General features: G+C 58.3%; 13 protein-coding genes. 7 read left to right on the top strand and 6 right to left on the bottom strand.

The window, feature by feature from the left end:
- Positions 1–17: 17 nt before the first annotated feature.
- Entirely contained in the window at positions 18–569 is a 552-nt protein-coding gene (locus tag RBA41_RS08225) for a CPCC family cysteine-rich protein (RefSeq protein ID WP_306622930.1), read from the top strand.
- A gap of 55 nt (positions 570–624) precedes the next feature.
- On the opposite strand, the gene RBA41_RS33455 is transcribed toward RBA41_RS08225, so the two are convergent.
- On the bottom strand, positions 625–1,023 hold the full coding sequence (locus tag RBA41_RS33455) for a transposase (protein WP_374709506.1): 399 nt from the start codon (positions 1,021–1,023) through the stop codon (positions 625–627).
- A 372-nt stretch (positions 1,024–1,395) separates the two neighbouring features.
- Between RBA41_RS33455 and RBA41_RS08220 the strand changes: the two genes are divergently transcribed.
- The 4 genes from RBA41_RS08220 to RBA41_RS08205 all read left to right on the top strand — a co-directional run bounded on the left by RBA41_RS08220 (position 1,396) and on the right by RBA41_RS08205 (position 13,614).
- Positions 1,396–10,575, top strand: a complete 9,180-nt coding sequence (locus tag RBA41_RS08220) for an Ig-like domain-containing protein (protein ID WP_306622928.1) — start codon at positions 1,396–1,398, stop codon at positions 10,573–10,575.
- Between the two features lie 963 nt (positions 10,576–11,538).
- Positions 11,539–11,985 (top strand): hypothetical protein, encoded by a 447-nt coding sequence (locus RBA41_RS08215; protein WP_306622925.1) that lies wholly within the window; start codon positions 11,539–11,541, stop codon positions 11,983–11,985.
- 292 nt (positions 11,986–12,277) lie between these two features.
- Positions 12,278–12,793 (top strand): hypothetical protein, encoded by a 516-nt coding sequence (locus tag RBA41_RS08210; protein WP_306622923.1) that lies wholly within the window; start codon positions 12,278–12,280, stop codon positions 12,791–12,793.
- Positions 12,794–13,008: 215 nt separating this feature from the next.
- Entirely contained in the window at positions 13,009–13,614 is a 606-nt protein-coding gene (locus RBA41_RS08205) for a hypothetical protein (protein ID WP_306622921.1), read from the top strand.
- A 33-nt stretch (positions 13,615–13,647) separates the two neighbouring features.
- On the opposite strand, the gene RBA41_RS08200 is transcribed toward RBA41_RS08205, so the two are convergent.
- Positions 13,648–14,463 (bottom strand): hypothetical protein, encoded by an 816-nt coding sequence (locus RBA41_RS08200; protein ID WP_306622919.1) that lies wholly within the window; start codon positions 14,461–14,463, stop codon positions 13,648–13,650.
- 423 nt (positions 14,464–14,886) lie between these two features.
- Here RBA41_RS08200 and msrA point away from each other — a divergent pair, with 423 nt between their 5' ends.
- Positions 14,887–15,399, top strand: a complete 513-nt coding sequence (gene msrA / locus RBA41_RS08195) for a peptide-methionine (S)-S-oxide reductase MsrA (protein ID WP_306622918.1) — start codon at positions 14,887–14,889, stop codon at positions 15,397–15,399.
- A gap of 53 nt (positions 15,400–15,452) precedes the next feature.
- Here the strand turns inward: msrA and RBA41_RS08190 are convergent, their stop codons facing one another.
- Positions 15,453–16,499, bottom strand: coding sequence for a DUF4349 domain-containing protein (locus tag RBA41_RS08190; protein WP_306622915.1), 1,047 nt, complete (start codon positions 16,497–16,499; stop codon positions 15,453–15,455).
- 200 nt (positions 16,500–16,699) lie between these two features.
- Positions 16,700–17,392 carry a hypothetical protein gene (locus RBA41_RS08185; RefSeq protein WP_306622913.1) on the bottom strand — a complete coding sequence of 231 codons (693 nt, stop codon included), beginning with the start codon at positions 17,390–17,392 and terminating at the stop codon, positions 16,700–16,702.
- A 197-nt stretch (positions 17,393–17,589) separates the two neighbouring features.
- Here RBA41_RS08185 and RBA41_RS08180 point away from each other — a divergent pair, with 197 nt between their 5' ends.
- Positions 17,590–18,105 carry a lysozyme inhibitor LprI family protein gene (locus RBA41_RS08180; RefSeq protein ID WP_306622911.1) on the top strand — a complete coding sequence of 172 codons (516 nt, stop codon included), beginning with the start codon at positions 17,590–17,592 and terminating at the stop codon, positions 18,103–18,105.
- A gap of 125 nt (positions 18,106–18,230) precedes the next feature.
- Here RBA41_RS08180 and RBA41_RS08175 read toward each other — a convergent pair whose 3' ends face one another.
- Entirely contained in the window at positions 18,231–18,557 is a 327-nt protein-coding gene (locus RBA41_RS08175) for a cupin domain-containing protein (protein WP_306622909.1), read from the bottom strand.
- 17 nt (positions 18,558–18,574) lie between these two features.
- Positions 18,575–19,054 (bottom strand): DUF2569 domain-containing protein, encoded by a 480-nt coding sequence (locus tag RBA41_RS08170; RefSeq protein WP_306622907.1) that lies wholly within the window; start codon positions 19,052–19,054, stop codon positions 18,575–18,577.
- Positions 19,055–19,140: the final 86 nt, after the last annotated feature.

Here is a 19,140-nt window from a genome sequence, read left to right as displayed (position 1 = left end):
GTAAAAAATGGTGAGTTATGACTAGAAATGAAGCAATTAAGCTGTTGGCACGACGGGACCTGGCTCGACTTTCCGAAGAGAAACGCGAGGCTTTGTTGCTTGACTGGTGGTACATTGATGCTGATGATCCTGAGTACGATGGTCTTCCTGATCTGTTGAAATCGATGATGGCCAGCTTCGATGTACCGGAAGACCCGACAAGGTCGATTTATGACCCGCTTCTGCAGATCGCTCTTGAATACTCATACATAGGGGTGGTCAACACGTATTTGAAAAGTCAAACCCAACTCCTGGGATGTGAAGAGGCGATCGAGGGTGACGTTGAGGATCTCAAGGCTTGTTCTTGTTGTGGCTACCGCAGCTTGCTAGAAGGTGGTTCCTATGAAATTTGCCGTGTCTGCTTTTGGGAGGATGACGGGACAACAGAATGTGACCGAATAAGCGCACCCAATCACATGACGTTGCGTGAGGCGCGCATTAATTTTCAACGAAGTGGCGCGGTTAGCGACGCATATCGACAGAACGTTCTTCCGGATGGTAAGGACAGATATGTATCAACCATTCCCTGATCTTGTCGAGGCGACGGCCTCAGTGCCGTGCCGACTAGGGTGTGTCTGACTGACTTCATAGGAGCCAGATCATCAATGTTGCAACAAGCACGGCCGTAAAGAGGTTGTGGCGGCGCTTGTTGCATCGTGTTGCGACGGCGCGGAAATCTTTTAGGTGGTTCATCGCTCGCTCTACGACATTGCGGCCTGTATAAGCTTCGCCGTCGCACCTTGGCGGCGAGCCTTCCCGGCGCCCTCGGCGTAGTCGGTTTTTTTTTGCGCCGAGACGCTCACGGGACACGCATCGGATGCCTCGTTTGATAAACCAGCTTAACGTTAAGGTTGGCTGGCACCCTGGATCACGGCCGCTGCGACAGTTTGGTTTGAAGGCCGCAGTCAAGTTGCACGGGCCACTTCCTTGTCGCAGCAATCCCAGCAGACATGCCAAGAGGAATTTCGTGTGTGTTTTATGCATCAATCTCCTCTTCGGCAAATATATTTGCACATCAATCTTGCCATATTCCAATCGTTTCTATATATTGCCTTTTCGCAATTTGAACGCTAGTCCTTCCTCTTTCTTGCCGGCGCGACTGCTCCGGTAAATCGTCGACCCCTACGTCTTCCTGCACATGATGCCGCGCCATCGCGGCAACGTGAGTCTGTCCCGATCTGGCCCCTGTCGTCCATGTCGTCATTGATCGCTGATGCCCAGCCCCCGCTGTGCATTCGGCGTGCTGCGCGTCGCTGTCAGCAATGCGCATTTTAGTTTCTGGAGAGTACTTTGTTCTACGCCCCGTCGTCGCAAGACCATCCCGCCATGTCGCCACGTCATGAAGGAGTTGCTCGCATGCTGTCAGTCATGATGCGCAGCGGATTCGCTTCTTTCCTGTCCGCTTTGCTCGTGCTGTGCCTGCTGGGCTTCATGTCCCTGGCCCATGCCGGCAACAATGCGCAGTACGTGTGGAAGAGTATTCCAGGCTCGATGGAGCCCGGCCAGGACTATCTGGTCATGGTGAAGATGAAGAACACGGGTACGACGACCTGGCGCCGTGGCAAGTTCTTTCTCGGTTCGGAAAATTACCGCGACAACACGCTGTTGGGTGTGAAACGGGTTCCCTTGGCGGTGGATTGGGTCAATCCGGGTGACACGGAGGAGTTCGTATTCAGCATCCGGCGCCCGGTTGGCGGCGGGGTAGTGAATTTCCAATGGCGCATGGTGGAGGAGGATGTGGAATGGTTCGGCGATATGTCGGAAAATTTCCAGTACAACTTTCCGGTTGAGGTGCCGCCACCGACACCAGGACAGCCGGCGATGCCTGTCGTGACGATGACCTCGCCCGTGGTCGATGGCACCTATCAGGGCGGACAGTACTCGGGCACGGTCACGGTATCGGGAACCGCCACGGGCGGTCTGCCGATCATGCGGATGGAGATCCTTAATGGCTCAACTGTCGTCGCGCATACCTTCAACTATTCGAGCATTACGTATCCTGTGTTATTGGAAAGCGGTAAAACGCATTCGATCGCAATCAGGGCCATCGACACCTCCTACCGGCAGCATGAGGTGCGTACCAATGTGTATGTGGCCAAGCCTGGCCTGCCCGTGGGCAAGCTGGAAGCACCAGCGAAGTACGGACAGTACTATCTGAATAAAACCAATCCCAACGTGCCGGTCAAAGGATATGCGACGGCCTCGGGCGGGCTGTCGATTGTCAGGCTGGAATTGATGAACCTGACACAGGTTCTCGCCACCTACAACAACCCGGTGCTGAACCGGGTAGACAGCAATGTGTATTTGCCAAGAGGGACGTATCAGCTCTGGCTGCGGGCGACCGACAGCAGCGGACAGATGAGCGTAGTCAGTGAACATACGCTCATCGGTGTCGACGAGGCCGCGCCACCGACCATCGACTTCACTGGGCCGGAAGAAGGTGCCACCTTTTACGCCGCCGGCGGCGTGGCCCAGGTTCGGGTAACCGGTCGCGTGACGGCGACGGGTAGCCGCACCGCTCAGAAGATTGAGATATTGAATGGCGACACGGTTGTTGGCAGCTCGAATGAGATGAACATCAATATGACCGTGAGTGTTCCGGTCGGATCGGCGAGTCTGCGCATTCGGGTGACCGATGCTCTCGATATGGTGACCACCAGCGCGTCACGCACGATCAAGGTGGTGGCAGCCCTTGCCGGCGACAACGCGCAGTTCGTCAGCCAGGGTGCGCCCAAGGTACTGCGCCCGGGGCAGCCGTTCAATATGGGCATTACGATGAAAAACACCGGCTCGACCACCTGGACGCTCGGCAGCGCCGGCACAGGCTCGGGCTATGTGCTCAGTGCGCAAAATCCGCTCCGCACGCGTGTGTGGAACAGTGTGGGGACCAGCGCGCTTCCCGGCCCGATCGCCACGGGACAGGAAGTGTCGTTCGTTCCCCCGATTGTCGCGCCTTCGGTTCCGGGAAAATACAATCTGCAATGGCAGATGACCAACGCGGCGGGCCAGCCGTTTGGCGAACCCACGCCCAACATCGTGGTGGACGTGGTTGCCGATGGCGGTCCGACGGTCGAAATAACTGCAACGCCAACGAATGCGCGCGTCGCACCAAACGGGAGTGCGACCGTCACGCTGCGCGCCAACGCGTCCGGTAACGGACGCAATATCGTCAAGCTGCAGATTTTCCGCGGCACCGAGGCGGGCTATGAGTTTAATCCGATCCGCGAAGTCAACGGACCGGGCGAGGGACTGGGGACGGAGATGTCGATGCCGGTCGGCGTGGGTACGTACCGCTTCAAGGCGCGTGCCACCGACGACCAGGGAGCGTCGACGGATTCCGCTCCGGTCATGGTCAATATCACCAGCAATCCTATATTGGGCGAAGTCGCGGGCGTGCGCATCAATGCGGCCGGCGAGCCGCAACTGGTCGGCTGGGCGTGCGAAGGCGCGAGCGCGGAATTGCTCGCGTACGACGTCATGCTCGATGGGCCGACGGCCGCATTCGGCGGCACCTTGCTGACGTCCGGAACCGCCAACGTCACCACCGAGCCCGACAATGCCGCCATCATGGCAAAATGCCAGACGCCGGGAGTCGGGCATCATTTCGCGGTCAACCTGGGGCCGCACACGGCGACCTATGCGGGACGCCAGCTGTATGTCACGGCAAAGTCGGTGAAAAGCAACGTGAGCATCACCTTGCCGTGCAAGGATAACCACTGCACCATGCCGGGCAGTTTGCGTATCGGCTTGACGACACCGCTCAACAACGACAAGTACAACGCGCCCGGTCCGGTCTTCATGCGCGCGCGCATCAGCAATGCCGTCGGTCCCTACGACGAGGTATCGTTCGGCTTTAACGGCGAATGGATCGCCGGAATACCCGACAGCGAGCCGGACACCTATTACGCCAGCAAGGGCGGCCTGACGGCCAGTGTCACGCCGATTCCGGTCGTGGTGCGGGTACGCAAGGGCAAGACCACCGTGTACTCGATGACGAACATGATTACCATCTCGCAGTCAGCGTCGGATGTCGCGATGACGATGGTCAATCCGCTGGACGGTGCTGTGATCAATAACGGCGAGAAAGTGGTCATGTCGGCCAAAGCCACGGGCACCACCGTTCACATTGGGAGCGTCAAGTTCTTCATCAATGGTCGCGCGGTCGCCACGGCCACCGGCGCCAACGGCGTATGGACTGCCGCGCCGTTCATCGTTCCGAACGGCAAGCTGCAAATTTCGGCCGGCGCCTATAACGGTAGTGGCATCCTGATGGCCATGTCGAGCGTGTCGGCGGTGACGGTGTCCGGCTCGCCGGTCGACCTGAAGCCGATCCCGGTCGACATCACGCCGCCGCATCTAAGCAACCAGGATGCCGGCACCTTGCCGGGCAGTCTGACTGTCGGCAAGAACGGTAATGCGGAGTACGTGGTGCCGCTGGCTGTGCCTCCGGGCACGGGCGGCATGGCCCCCTCGCTGACCTTGAACTATTCGAGCGAAGGCAGCAACGGCATGCTGGGCCTGGGCTGGTCGCTGGGCGGTCTGACGACGATTAACCGCTGCCCCAAGACGATTGCCCAGGATGGTGTGCCTGGCCGTATCAGCTTCGACAATGCCGACCGCCTGTGCATCAACGGCCAGCGCCTGGTGCGCTCCGACGGGGCCAATCCGGGGACCGACATTGCTGCCATCGATGCCGCCTACTGGGCCGCGGGCGCGCAGTACCGCACCGAGCTGGAAAGCTTCAGCCGCATTACCCGTCTGCCAAACGGCGGCTTCCTGATGGAAGCGAAGGACGGCTTGAAACACTACTACGGCATTAGCCCGGACAACGCGATCGCGCAGCCGAACGGCACGGCCGGAAAGCCCCTGCTGTGGGCGCTGGCGCGTACGGAAGATCGTCACAGCAATTACATGACGGTCGAGTACAACCAGGATGGCGTGACGGGCGAATACACGCCCAAGCAGATTCGTTATGGCGCCAATAGTGCGGCGGCGCAGTCGGCCGACTTGGCGGTGCGTTTTGTCTACGAAACGCGCAGCGATGCGCAGATTCAGTACATCGGTGGGGGGCGCAACGACTTGCGTACCCGCCTGAAGACGGTCTCCACTTATACAGGTACCGCCGCTGACGGTAGCGGAGGGGCACTGGTACGCGATCACAGCTTGAGCTACACGCAGAGCGTCAACAGCGGGCGCAGCATGCTCGCGTCGATGGAAGCGTGTGCGATCAATCCGAATACGGGTGCGCGCGAGTGTTTGCCGAAAACCACGTTCGAGTGGGGCGTGGCACCCGCGCCGGGCTTTCGTCAGTTGCCGCAAGTGCCGCATCCAGTCATCGTGGGTTCCAAAGCGCCGAGAAACTACAGCGGCAATCTGGATGGTAGTGGCAGGACGAGCTTTTTTACCGCGAATACCGTTCATTTCTGTTTCATGATCTGCGCGGAAGAGGGCAGCGGTCCGTCAAATGATTCGGAAGGCCGCAAAATTCATTATGTAATGAATGGCCCGGTTCTTATTGCACTGCCAAACGGCAGCGAAATTGCACGCACAATTAACTTTCCGGAACAAACCACACGGTTGCTGGTAGGCGACCTCAATGGCGACGGGCGCGACGATATCGTGGCTGCCAGTACCGTCCCTGGGCAGTTTGCGGTGGTGGGCTATTGTCTGAACGTCATGCCCGCTGACGGCACGGTTAATTTCCAGTGTAAAAATTGGAATGAGTCGATGACGAGCGGCTTTGAGGGCACGCTCCCAACCTTGGTCGATATCAATCACGACAGAAAGATCCATGTCGTCTTCGGCCTGAAGAAGGATTGCTTTTACGACAATGCAAGCGCTGGCATGAAGTGCATCGAACGCACAGTGGTGGATGTCACCCCACCAGAAAAAGGCTACGGCAAGCTTGAGAATAACCCCTACTTCCAACCGCAAGGGATTGAAATCGGTAGGCAGGACACCACCGATTTTTACTCGGTGTGGGTGAATAAACCTCAGGATCCGACCAGGCAGGGAATTACCGTCTGCAAGAACACGCAGTCAATCGTTTGCGAGACCTTATTTCAAGAGTCCTCTTCGCTTTCCTCTTCTATTCCGCCGCTGAGCAGGCTGTACGGTCCATCTGCTGGCGACATCAATGGCGATGGCTTGACTGACTTCTTCTATGGAAAGGGAGGGGCTTTCAATCTGTGCCTGAGCAAGGAGACTGGCATCGACTGCAAGCCTTCGCTTATTCGTGGTGGCATTTACGACTATCTCGGCGATGGTGTGGGACGGACATTAACGATCAGTTCGTTTGATGTACCTTGGAAAGGCGATCTTTGCCGTTATAACGACGGCGCGTATGTGTGTCAGCCGATCGTTTTCCCGGTCAAGGCGCCATCAATCGGGGAGCCCGCATCGACGCCGGAGCATGCTGGACTCGGGTCGGTTTCTTATGATACGACGGGCAATGGAACACTCGATTTTATCGGCCATCCGGTATCCGGTGCATCCGGTCCGCGTGCCGTATGGACATTGGCGGGCCCAGCCTGGCAAGACAAGATCATTGCGGCCGCCAACGGTCTGGGCCAACGTGAAGAGGTGACTTATGCACGTGCCGATGACAGCGAAGTCTATCGACGTTTCGATGCGGATGGCACTGCTGCACAAAATTCCCCGCCTGACCTGTATGCTGACTTTCAACTGCGCCCGCAGTATCCGCTCATGCACGTGAAGCCGAGCGTCATGGTGAAGCAGCTCAAGCGTGGCAATGGCAACGGTGGATGGCTGAGCACGGGCTACCGGTACAAGGGCGCGGTGAGTGATGCTTCCGGCCGGGGATTGAGTGGTTTCAGCACGGTATGGTCCACGGATATGCAGAGCGGCATCGTCACCGCAACGAAATCCAGTCTTGCCTTTCCATTCACCGGCATGCCGATTCGTATCACGATCACCACCCCCGCGCTTGTAGTACTGAGCGATGCTGAGATGATGAACGAGAAGCAAACGTTCACTCACCCAAGTGGCGTACAGACCAGTTTTGTCTTCAACAAACAGTCGACCACCAAAAGGCGCGACCTCAATGGAAGCGACTTGGGCATTGCTACCGCGACCGCCCAGTACCTTGATAACTGGGGTAATCTGACCCAGGAAGATACCGTGACGATTGGCACCGGCGGCACCTTTACGGCCAGTATCAATCGTCAGTTCCTTAACGACAGTTCCGCATGGCTACTGGGCAAGAACACGCTGGAAACCCATACGCGCAAAGGTGCTGATGGCATATCGCTGACCCGTACTGTCGCTTATGGCTATCATCCGTCCACTGGCGCGCAAACCACCAAAACAGTGGAACCGAATGACCCTGTCTACCGCGTGGTGACGACCTATGACCGGAGCGGCAATGCCTTCGGCCTGGTGAACAAGCAGATCGAAACGTGGCAGCCGTCTGGCTGCACGCCACCGGCTGCCTGCTCTGGCACACGTACCGTCAGCGACACGACCTACGACACCAAGGGGCGATTCGCATGGACAGTCAGGAATGCGCTCGGCCATCAGCAGACCGTGGAATATTATCCAGGCACGGGTGCGCGCAAGCGCCAGTTCGATATCAATAATTTAATTACGACATCGACGGCGGACGGCTTCGGGCGTACCAAGGAAGAGCGCCTTCCTGATGGCACATCAATCCGTTCCTATCTCAAGGTATGCAACGGTGGCTGCCCGGCAGGCGCGAGCACGGTCCAGATTGGTGAGATGTTCAACGGAATCAACCGCATCAAGGCGCCGGTCCTGGCGTACATGAATAGCGTCGGGCAGACTGTACAGAGCATGACATGGGGACTTGACGGCGCCTCGGTGCGCCCGATCGTCACCGACACCAGGTACGACCAGCGTGGCCGTGTGGCTGAAGCCGATCGTCCGCGCTTTGACGGCGGCACTGCTTATCTGAGCAGCCGCCATGGCTATGACGACCTGAACCGGACGACCAGCGTCACAACGTTGGACGAGGCTGGCAGTCAGCAAACGACCTCCACCACCTTCAACGGCGCCACGACCACGATAACGAATCCGAAACAGCAGTCGCGTGTCGAAACGAAAAATGTGATCGGGCAGATTATTTCGGTCCGAGATCCAAAAAGCAAGATTACAAGCTTCGAGTACCAACCGTTTGGCAAGCTGAGCAAGACCATTGACCCAACGGGTAATGTTATCCGGGTCGGCTACGATTTACTGGGCCGTAAAAAATTCCTGGTCGACCCCGACCTGGGGACCATTACGTACGACATCGACCCGATCGGGCGGGTATATCGCCAGCAAAATCCCTTGCAAAAGCAGCGCGGCCAGCAAACAACACTGGTCTACGATGCGCTCGACCGCATGACGCAGCGTCTGGAACCAGACCTGTCGAGCTACTGGATTTTCGATACGTCGGCGCGCGGTATTGGCAAGCTGGCCGAAGCGTACACCATGACAGGGACGCTCAAGGACTATCGCCGGGTGCATACCTACGATTACATGAGCCGCCCGTATATGACGACGCAGACCCTGAACGGCAGCGATTACACGGTGGTGGCCGAGCATGACGAGTGGGGGCGCCTGAGCAGCGAGTCGTACACGCGGGGAAGCAGTCCGTCGAAACGGTTCATGACCTATTACGGCAAAACGGGCGAGTTCGACCGGGTTCAGCGCGAAGCAGTTGTCCTGATGAAAATTGTGGCACAGGATGCCTCACGCCGAGCCACGGAAGTCGTTTTTGGAAATGGCTTGACGCAGAAGAAAAATTTCAACCGCTATACCGGACGGGTAGAGGCTGGAACCCTGCAGACCGGTGGCGGTGTAGTGCGCCTGCAGGAAGGCTATCAATATGATGTGATTGGTAGTGTGACGAACCGTACCCACTACTGGGACAACGTCGGTTTCCAGGAAACGTTCAAATATGATGAACTGAACCGGCTCGGTTCAAGCCAGGTGTCGGGCCAGCCGGAACAGACGTATACGTATGACGATGCTGGCAACCTGAAGACGAAATCGAATGTCGGCGGCGGCAGCACCTACGTGTATCCGGCACCAGGGGCGAGCGCCGTGCGTCCGCACGCGGTGCAGAGTATTTCGGGCATCGGCGCATTCGGCTATGACGCCAACGGTAACATGCTCACCGGGGCTGGGCGGACAATCAGCTGGAACAGTTTTGACATGCCGATCCAGATTGATAAGGGAGGCACCAAGGCGAACTTTGTCTATGGCACGGAGCATCAGCGTACCCGACAGAACCGCAGTGACGGCACCAGTGTTGTCTATGCGGGCTCCCAGGAAGTCGAGAGCAAGGCTAATGGAGAACTGACTGTCAAAACCTACTGGCCTCAGGGAATTGGCCTCGAGATCGATATCGGCAGCGCTCCCACGGCATTCCACTGGACACATGACGATCACCTCGGCAGCCCGATCGGCATCACCGATCAGGCGGGTAACCTGGAAGAGAAGCTCGCCTATGATGCGTGGGGCAAGCGGCGTTCGTTGACCGGGGGAACGGTTGGGCAGACCATTGCTGGATGTGGCGCGCTGCCTGCTGGCAACGTCACGCCGGATTGCATTGATGGCAAGGTCGACAACCGCGGCTTCACCGGCCATGAAATGCTCGATCAGCTCGATCTGGTGCACATGAATGGCCGGGTGTACGATCCATTGGTGGCACGCTTCCTGTCAGGCGATCTTCTGATCGAGGATCCGATGAACGGCCAGAGCTACAACCGTTATAGCTATGTGCTGAATAACCCGACCAATCTAACGGACCCGACTGGATTTGAATCCGCCCCTGTACACAGGGATGCCGTGATTCGCGAATCTGGTTCGATATGTAATAAAGTTGACACTTGCACGGTTCATAATATCTCTGAGAGTTCAAATGGCACGGCTGCTAAGAAAACTGAAAATACTCAAAATCCTCAAAACGGCGGCAATCGGTCACCAAGTTCTTCGGATTCCGCAAACAGTGACAAGCCGCTACAAGCGGCTGGCTGCGGCCAATGTAATCGGTTCCCAGACAAGAAAAATGAGACGTCGGAGCCCGAACAGCCAGGGCTTGTTGAAAAACACGTTAAAGACAACCCATGCCTTTACACGAAGTGCAATCCGTGGCAGCAGGCTCAAGCTGCCTTTACGGGTACGCACACTATGGTTGGGGAAGCTTGGGTTAAGTTTACGGGAACTGTTGGATCGGTGTTGCCTCTTGGTGGTGGTGGGCCTGTCGTCGTTGAAAAAGGCGTAGTGCCGATATTTTCGAACGGAATGAGCATCACGCAAGTTGGAGAGAAAGTAATTGGCTGGTCCAAGGGACCGAAGGGAGCGACGGAAGCGTTGTCGAATATGACTCCTCAGAGAGCGCGGGAGGTATTGCAACAAATAAGTCCAGCGGAAACCGCAGCAATTCGCGATTTCTATCGCCAGACGGAGAAATATTTAATGGTGAATAATCCGGCGGCCTTGAAGGCGACACCGACACCGACCTTGCGGGCAGAATTGGCTGAGAAGATTTTAAAACATGGCGGAAAGTGAATTATTTATGGGAGATGATCAATTCGAATCGAGCATCTTGATTTGCAATAATAGTGGGAATCTTTCGTATATCGCAATAGAGCCGTGGGGGGAAGAGATCTCACTTCAACCGGGTGATCAACTGGGTTTAGTGGCGCGTGGGCCAAAGGACGCAGGAGTTCTGAAACTTGAATACGAGGGAGACGCTTTGTTCTTGTATGCGTGGCCTGGTTCGATATTGAGTATCACGCTAAACGGCGAGGTTCTCAATACGGCATCTAGAGTTATTGCGGCCATCTGACGGTCGCAGGTATGTCCGGCAATCGGGCACGGGGTCAGATACCGTACCAGAATCCAGGCGATAGCGCTGGAACCGCAAGCAATAAGCAGCAGAATAAAGAGCAAGCTCAGAACGCTGGGGACTCGGCGAACAAGGGATCACAGGGCAAGAAGGATCCCGATAAACAGGCTCACCGCAGAGAGTTCGCCAAGTTAGGGATACCTTCCGAAGGTGCCTCCATGCGCGAAGCTGACTACCAGGATTGGGCTGCAGGCATAGGGTATATCAGCAGAGAGCAACATTCGGCGGGTATTAACGCGCGTGGCGTTGGGGGCAATTGGGGTCACGGTGGCTGCCACCGGTATTGTCGCCGTTGAAGCAGCCGAGGTTATTGCAGTAAGACGGTTGCAGAGTATGTCGGTGGAGCAACTAAAGAACGTAGTTAAGAGTCAGCCTGGTGGAGTTAGCATGCTAAATGCAAACGGTATATTTGGATCTGGATTGCCTGGCGCGCAAGCGGCGCTGACTAGGGCAATCCAGACTACGGTCGCTACGTCGGTGACGCCCATTCCAGTGGGCCTCTCGGCGAGAGCCTTGCAAGCCTATCGACTTATCGCGACGAATCCGAAGAATATCAATGTGCCAGTCCAGCAAGTGCGCGTGAAAGGAATCGATATCTATTTACGGGCGTTGGGGAGGAATCCATGAACATAGCCGTCATCAGGCAGAACGGATCTGTTACTCTGGTGAAGGGTGGTGCGAGTGATAAGATCGACGTGGCTGGGGAGCTATTTGTCCCTAAAAATACCCAGCCTGAATGGTTCGGATTCTATGATTGGTTGCGTACCTCCAAGGGAGAAGTGATTGGCGTACGGCTCCAATTGGACAGTCCACTTGATATTGACGCCGAGAGACTTAATTTGCTGTACTCCCTGGATGCTCGCAACTCTGCGGACGAACTGTATATTTTTTTTGGGCCGCAGCGCGAATTTGATGCTGAAATGTCGGACGATGCGGACTTCGGCCGTAATATTTTGTACATCGGTCAGCTTGGCTCGGTTGCAATTTCATTCAACAGCGCAGCATGTAGAGGAGCGAGCGGTGACGGGGACAGTTTCGACAAAGTCGATCCGGGTAAGGCAATCAGCTAGCCTACTCTTGATCGATCCGGGCGCTGGTAGTAGGTCGAAGGACTTCAGATTGCGGGCAAAGTAGGCCGACGCTTGGTCTGAATAGCCATATCTCGTACCGCTGTCGGTTGTTGTGCTCCAATCGCTTGAATTGGTCACGTTTTCGACATCGATGATATCGACCGCGGACTCTACCCAAACTCAGCCGAACGGATAGCCTACTTCGACGGTGCCTGACGCGCCCGTTTCACTCTGTACCGATGTAGAACTGTCCATCCGGACCTTTGACGCATTCAACGAAACGGATTCCACCATGAAACCACCACGCGCGCAGCACCAGCCAATCGAACTGCACCGTATCCACATTCCCGTGCCCTGTACCGCCTCATGGGAGGACATGACGGGCGATCACCGGGTCCGTCACTGCAAGGACTGCAACAAGAACGTCTTCAATCTCTCCGCCATGCCTGCCGTGGAAGGAGCCGCGCTCATCGCTGAGAACCTCAATGGAGATCTGTGTGTGCGGATGGACAAGCGCCAGGACGGCAGCGTCGTCTCCAGCGACTGCGGCGACAGCGCCCGCCCCACGGCGCGCCAGCCATGGCGCGGACTGCCGGCCATGGCTGGCGCTGCGGTGCTCGCCTTGTCCGCAGTCGGCTGTTCCACAAACGACCCCCAGCCCGTACCGGCAGTGTCTGCCGGCGCAACGGTCAACCCTGAACCACCCGTGACGGTTCTGATGGGCGCGCCGCCCGCGACCGCCCCGGCCCCCGGCCCCTGCGGTCATTGCGCCAACGATATCGTCCGTCGAGGGCGCGCGGCAGTGTGAAAAGGATGCTGAGATACAGCAACTGATCGGAAAGCCGGCAGCGGGACGTTCAATGCCGTCTGTACTGGTGGATAGTAAAGGCATGTGTACGCGTTGATCGGTCAAGCGGCCAATACCGCCCTTTTTCAAGCTCCACATCAGGAAAAACAAGCCGTCAATCGGCCGTTGCCGATCTGTCCAGTCAAATTCCTCAATCATCAGAAACGGATCTCAACATGCAGCAATCGAGCCTCCGCAAGCAGACGATCGCACTGCAGCGCGTCGACATCGCTTCCCCGTGTACGGTATCATGGGACAAGATGGCAGGTGACGATCGCGTCCGTCACTGCAACGACTGTAACAAGAACGTGTTCAATCTGTCGTCCATGCCGCAAGCCGACGCCGCTGCGCTGCTGGCGGATAACCATCACGGCGACCTGTGCGTCAGGTTTTACCGACGCCAGGACGGCACGGTCATGACCAGCGATTGCGGCGACAGCCCGCGCGCGGCCGTCCGCCAGGCGTGGCGCAAACTGCCTCACATGGCCGGTGCGGCCGTGCTGGCGTTGTCCGCCGCAGGCTGCTCCGCGAGCGACGCTGCGCCCGATGCCAAGGCGCATTCCCCGGTGCCGGGTGTGACGCCCACGCCCATGATCGTGACGATGGGGGCGCCGCCGCCAAGCATGCAGGGCGTGCCCGATGCCACGAAGCCGGCGCCGCCAGCCGGCCAGACTGGCCAGCAAGAGAAGAAAACCAAGTCGGCGGCATGGATGGGCAACGTCGCGGCGCCACGGGAGCCAGTCGAGCAACCGGCCAAGGGCGCGAACACGCCCGCGCGATAAGCTGCGAGCGGTCTGCCTGTACCCGGCTGCTGATCAATACGGGATAGATTGCTGCTGTCGCGCAATCAGTGCACGCAGCAGGTCGAACGACAGAATCGAACTCGGGTGAATCTTGTGAAACACCTTGCCATCGCCATCCATGATGCTCGATGTCTCTGTCCACAAATTGGTCTTAATATCGGCGATGCGGTCGATGCCGATGCTTTTCTGTCCGATCTGCAACTGGTGCGCGCTCAAGGTCATTTCAAAGGTGGGGAAGTTCATATTGCGCGAAGCGACCATGCTTTTCGATTGGGCCACACTGTCCTCGAGATAGCGGAAGACCGCAGGTTTTCCGGCCTGCAGTTGCTGGTGCAACACCTCGCCCCGGTGCGCCACCTGCAGGCTGCGCAAGCGTTCGCTCAATTCGCCGAACTTGTGGATGCGGCTGCCGATAAACGTCCACGGCGCATTCGCAGAGGCGCGATAGCCGATGCCGCCATAAAAGAAGGTGTACAGGTCTTCCAGATCGCGGTACAGGGTGACGTTTTCGCCGTCTGGCCCGCTCGCGCGGATGCCGTTGTCGAACAACTGGAAAGTTGGTTGCGATGCGGCCAGCCGCCAGATAAAGAATGCAATCGCCGCGCCAAGCGCCAGGGCGCCAAATCCGACCGTGTACAGCAGCGACACATCGCCGCTGAAACGGAAATTGGGGCCAATGCGGGTGGTTAGCCATAGCACAAAGACCCCGACCCCGGCGAACAGCGCCGCCATGAACCAGCCAACGAACAGGAATGAGCGGCTTTTGCCATACGTGGCGATCAGTGGCCCCAGCGCGTGCGCGCCGGGTGATTGTTCAATGTGTGTCATCGCTCGCTTTCGTCATCGGTTGTGAATGTGCCTTGCCTCAGGCCCAACGGTGCAACGTTGAAAAAACAATCAGCCGATTCTAGCAAACATGTACGGCACAAGCGCGATAAGCGCTGCACGCCCGTGACAGGCGAATTTTTTCGGCGTGTTTGACCCCGTTTGCGCGGGGAGGCCGTTTCAATAAGCAGCCGATAAGAATATGTCCAGTCGGGCCTCATGATCCATTGAAAAGAAGCGGATTTCACCATGAAACCATCGCGCACGCAGGACCAGCCGAAACCCTGCACATATTGACGATGCCAATCCCGATTTTACCAAGCCGGGCAATTGACCGGCCGCTCGTTTTCTGCCGCTCTATTGCAATTATCCGGTCGCGTCCCATCTATTCCGGATGCCGCAAAGCGGTGACAACGAAAGGCACACATGAAATCAGAACAAGCAATCCTGGCCGGCGGATGTTTTTGGGGCATGCAAGACTTGATCCGCAAAATGCCCGGCGTGACGTCCACCCGCGTCGGTTACGCGGGCGGCGACGTGCCCAACGCCACCTACCGCAACCACGGAACGCACGCGGAGGCGATCGAGATCGTGTTCGACCCTGACGTGCTCAGTTACCGCCAGTTGCTGGAATTTTTCTTCCAGATCCACGACCCTTCCACGGTCAATCGCCAGGGCAACGATACCGGCATGAGTTACCGCTCGGCCATTTTCTTCACCAGCGATGCGCAGAAGGCGACCGCGCTCGACACCATCGCCGACGTCGACGCCTCCGGCATGTGGCCCGGGAAAGTGGTCACCGAGCTGGCGCCGGCAGGGCCGTTCTGGGAAGCCGAACCGGAGCATCAGGACTATCTGGTGCGCAATCCGGCCGGCTACACCTGCCACTTCATCCGCAAGGACTGGCGCCTGCCGCGGCGCGGCCAGAGCGTGGCCTGAGCCTCGTCGACGTCCGGCGCATGACATCGGACGCGCTGCCGCCGCGCCAGCCCTCACTCCGGCGCGACAGCTTTTTTCTGACGCCGCAGGAAGCGCCGCAGCACCATGCTGCTTGCGGCGGCGATCAGCAATAGCGGCCACAGTCCGGCCAGCGCCAGGAAAAATGTCAACAAGCCTTCCCAGCCGCCGCGCAACCGATCGCGCAGCTGGCTGGCAAAGCCGGGACGGTACTGGCGGTACACGCTGTCCACATCCACGCGCTCGCTTTGCAGCACGCGCGATGGCTGGAGCAGTGTCAGGTCGATGGTGCTGAATGCGACCCGGTCCTCGAATTCCTTTTTCGCGAGCAGCGCGGCATCGCGCGTAGCCTTGACGTCGCTGCGCATGGCAATCGCGTCCGTTTTTTGCACCAGCTTGCCGCCATCCCGCACCGCGTCGCCCAGTTCGCCCTGGGTTTCGTGGTCGCGCATGGCTTGCAGCTGCTGGCGCAGCACGTCGAATTGCGCGTCGTGGGCGGCGTATTTACGTGCGTCCAGAAACACCACATGGCCGGCAATCGCACGCAGGAATTCCTGCGTCTTGGCACTGGGCACACGCACGATCAAATGCGCTTGCACGGTGTATTCGCTCAACTCGATCAACTTGCCGTCGCCGCCCGGATGGCGCTGCGTATTGGTGCTTTCGGTACTGATATCGTTCTTGACCACGAAACCGCCATGGCCGGCCACGGTGTCTTCGATCCCCAGTGCGGCCACATACACATCCTTGACGCGAAAGTGCGCGCTGGCCGTGCGGATGAACTTGCGCTCGCTGTCGGTGTAGGTGGGCGCGCCCCCGGCCATTTGCTCGCCGGCGCTTGCCGTGGTCAGGGCCCTGGCAGAGGCTGCTGGCACCGCCACATTTTCCGCCTGCCTCTGTCTACCCACGCGTAGCTCTGGCGGTGGTGGCGGCGCGCCAGCCGGCGCTACGACATTCTCGGCCAGCGGGGCGACGGCAGCGACTTCCGCCGTTCCCATCGCTTCTTTTTTCGAGCATGCCGCCATCAAGGCGAGCAGGGTGAGGCAGCCGGCGGCGCGCGTTACGGGTTTCAGGTCCATCATGGCAATCCTTGCGTTGTCGATCGAAGAAAGCAGCCATCCGGCGCATTGGCGGCTGCGGTAGAACGGGCAATTGCATCACCCTTGTTCTTTAAACGATGCAAGGAGGGAAACGGGGTTAAACGCGGCGTCAACAGCGCAGGCGGGAAGGGACGGGCTGGCGGCGCGGGCGCGAGGCCGCGCACCGCCGGCGAACGACGCGCTTATGCTACCAGGCGCACGCCCGGCAGTTTTTGCAGGGCAAGCTGTTGCAGCGGCTGGTCGTGCTGGTCGCAGCGCGCGCGCAGGACGGCCAGTTCGACAATTTCTGGCCGGATAGCAGGGGCGTTGAGCAGGTTCTTGTACCAAAACGCGTCCAGCGAGTCGCTGCTGTGCGCGCGCATCCGGTCGTCGATTTCCATCTGCAGGCTGGTCAGGCACTGATACGGATCGACCGCCACCCCAAAATGGCGCTTCATCATGTTGCGCACCTGGACGGTCGACGGGCTGACGACTTTCCTGTCAAAAATATAGGAACCGATCACAAGCGCGACCATAAGAAACATCGCCAGTCCGGAGAACGCCTTGATGCCGGTGTGCCTGGCCTGAAACGCCATCAAGAAGAACACAAACACCACCGGCAGCCACACGCGCATGTAGCCGCACAGGACCGATCGGACATTCATGTTGTTGAGCTCGAACGAAGCGCCGGTTTTGCCGTCGACATAATGGCTGCTCATCGGAAACAGGGGCAGATACCACAGGTGTCCGAAGACGGTTTTCACCGACGTGTCACCCACCTTGTGCACTGCACCATACGTGCGCTTACCCCATATGATCAACATGTTTTCTCCTGAATTGGTCCGCGTCCGGTTCGGGCGGATGACGAGTATGACTTGTCTGTACGCATTACTCAATGAGCAATGATGAATGCAAAATAGAAATATGCATTTCGGAAATTTCTTACCCAAAAATACAACATTGTCGTCCGGTATTTGCAACGGTGGCTGCGCGTTGTTCCCCTCGCTGCCGTTATTGAGGCCGTTTCCTCCCCTTAGTTAAATGATATTCTTGCGGATGCGATGTTGTTTAAAAATATTTAACGAGGATGCCGATGGGCTGTTTCAAGAAGTGGCCGCAAGGTCTTGCAAACCCGTCTGGCGACGCGGCCCTGGTCGACTGCGCCATGCGCACCTTGGCCAGGATCGTCCGCATGGCGCTGGTCGCATCGGCACTCGTCGCCGTGCCGGCCCGGGCAGCCGACGCGGTGCGCCAATTCGATGCGGCCGAGGAATGCAGCGAGTTTTCCCAGGCCGGCATACGCGAGTGCCTGGCCAAGAAGGCCATCGACAGCGCGGCATCGCTGAAAAAGGCCGAGGCCAGGGCTGCCGACGCGATTTCCAAATGGGACGAAGACGCCAACTACATCAAGGCGGCCAGGGCAAAGCTGCGGGCAGCCGGCGCCGCCTTTGCCGGTTACCGCCAGGCGCAGTGTGCCTTTGCCACCTCGCTCGCCGGCGGCGCCGTCGGCAATTCGCACGAGATCAGCCGGCTTGCCTGTGTGGCCGACATGAATGCGCAGCGCGCGATGGAACTGGTGCGTGAAACGCACACCCTGGCGCCGAGATAATCTGTTGGACCTTTGCATCAGGCGCCACCGAGCCGGCACCGGTGATCACCGGCCTTGCGCGCGCTGATCGGCTTCGTCAAAGTCTGACCTCACGCACCATGCCACGATGCACGGCGGGCAGGCGATCACGACAAGGAAGCGGTGAGCGGTTCCGGCGCAACGTCGATGATCACCAGGCTGCCGTGGCTGCCCGCCAGCACCGTGTGCGCGACGCCCGCCTCGACGAGGTACAGATAGCCGGCTTCCACCGTCACCGGCTGGCCCGCCACTTCCAACAGTATCCGTCCGGATATGACCAGCAGCGCCTCGGTATAGTCGTGCACTTCCTCGCCGTAGGCCATCTCGTCCATCCGCAGCAGCTTGACGCGGGCCGGGCCGACCCGGCCCAGGATGGTGGACTGCCACGCGCGCGGCAGCGCGCTGGCAAGGCTGGTGAGATCGCATAGCGGCATGTCCGGACTCCTTCAGTTCATTCCACAAACGTCTGTTCCACCCGGTCCGACACCAGCATGTACGGCACCCAGATCAGCGCCATGAGCAGCGAACGCACCAGGTCGCTAGCGGTGTCCGGGTCGAAGAGCGGCTCAGCGGGCAAGATCAGGTGAATGATCATGCTCTCGCACACGATAAACAAAATTCCGGCCACATGCAGCACGATGAAGAGCATCGGGAAGCCGCGTTTCTTGGAGAAAAACAGGTAGAGCAGAAGGAGCGATGCCAGCAGCATGCCGCAGTTGAACGCCACTTCCGTGAAAATAAGCGGCTTCCACGCCGAATGGTAGGTGCCGGTGCCGGGCGTAGTCATGTCGACCCAGTGGGCGCTGCCGAACAAATTCACATACAGTGCCGGGAATACATACAGCATGCGGAGCGGTGTGAGCAAGAGGCCAATTCCCACGATCAGCAGCCAGCCATTCAAGCCTTCCAGGTCTTTCTTCAGTTCGCTCACTTCCCACTTCTTTCATTTATCAGGCACGGCGGCATCTTATGTGATCTCACCGATAATGCCTAAAGAAAATTCGGTCGCTTCGCCGA

The organism is Massilia scottii, from assembly GCF_030846495.1.
Taxonomy (GTDB): domain Bacteria; phylum Pseudomonadota; class Gammaproteobacteria; order Burkholderiales; family Burkholderiaceae_D; genus Telluria_A; species Telluria_A violaceinigra.
This window is presented reverse-complemented; position numbering and strand designations above follow the sequence as displayed.

Bases quoted from the DNA above. Each gene is read 5' to 3' on its own strand.
- RBA41_RS33455 (WP_374709506.1), bottom strand. From the start codon at position 1,023: ATGCATAAAACACACACGAAATTCCTCTTGGCATGTCTGCTGGGATTG.
- RBA41_RS08180 (WP_306622911.1), top strand. From the start codon at position 17,590: ATGGGCTGTTTCAAGAAGTGGCCGCAAGGTCTTGCAAACCCGTCTGGC.
- RBA41_RS08215 (WP_306622925.1), top strand. From the start codon at position 11,539: ATGAACATAGCCGTCATCAGGCAGAACGGATCTGTTACTCTGGTGAAG.
- RBA41_RS08190 (WP_306622915.1), bottom strand. From the start codon at position 16,499: ATGATGGACCTGAAACCCGTAACGCGCGCCGCCGGCTGCCTCACCCTG.
- msrA (WP_306622918.1), top strand. From the start codon at position 14,887: ATGAAATCAGAACAAGCAATCCTGGCCGGCGGATGTTTTTGGGGCATG.
- RBA41_RS08210 (WP_306622923.1), top strand. From the start codon at position 12,278: ATGAAACCACCACGCGCGCAGCACCAGCCAATCGAACTGCACCGTATC.
- RBA41_RS08225 (WP_306622930.1), top strand. From the start codon at position 18: ATGACTAGAAATGAAGCAATTAAGCTGTTGGCACGACGGGACCTGGCT.
- RBA41_RS08205 (WP_306622921.1), top strand. From the start codon at position 13,009: ATGCAGCAATCGAGCCTCCGCAAGCAGACGATCGCACTGCAGCGCGTC.
- RBA41_RS08220 (WP_306622928.1), top strand. From the start codon at position 1,396: ATGCTGTCAGTCATGATGCGCAGCGGATTCGCTTCTTTCCTGTCCGCT.
- RBA41_RS08175 (WP_306622909.1), bottom strand. From the start codon at position 18,557: ATGCCGCTATGCGATCTCACCAGCCTTGCCAGCGCGCTGCCGCGCGCG.
- RBA41_RS08200 (WP_306622919.1), bottom strand. From the start codon at position 14,463: ATGACACACATTGAACAATCACCCGGCGCGCACGCGCTGGGGCCACTG.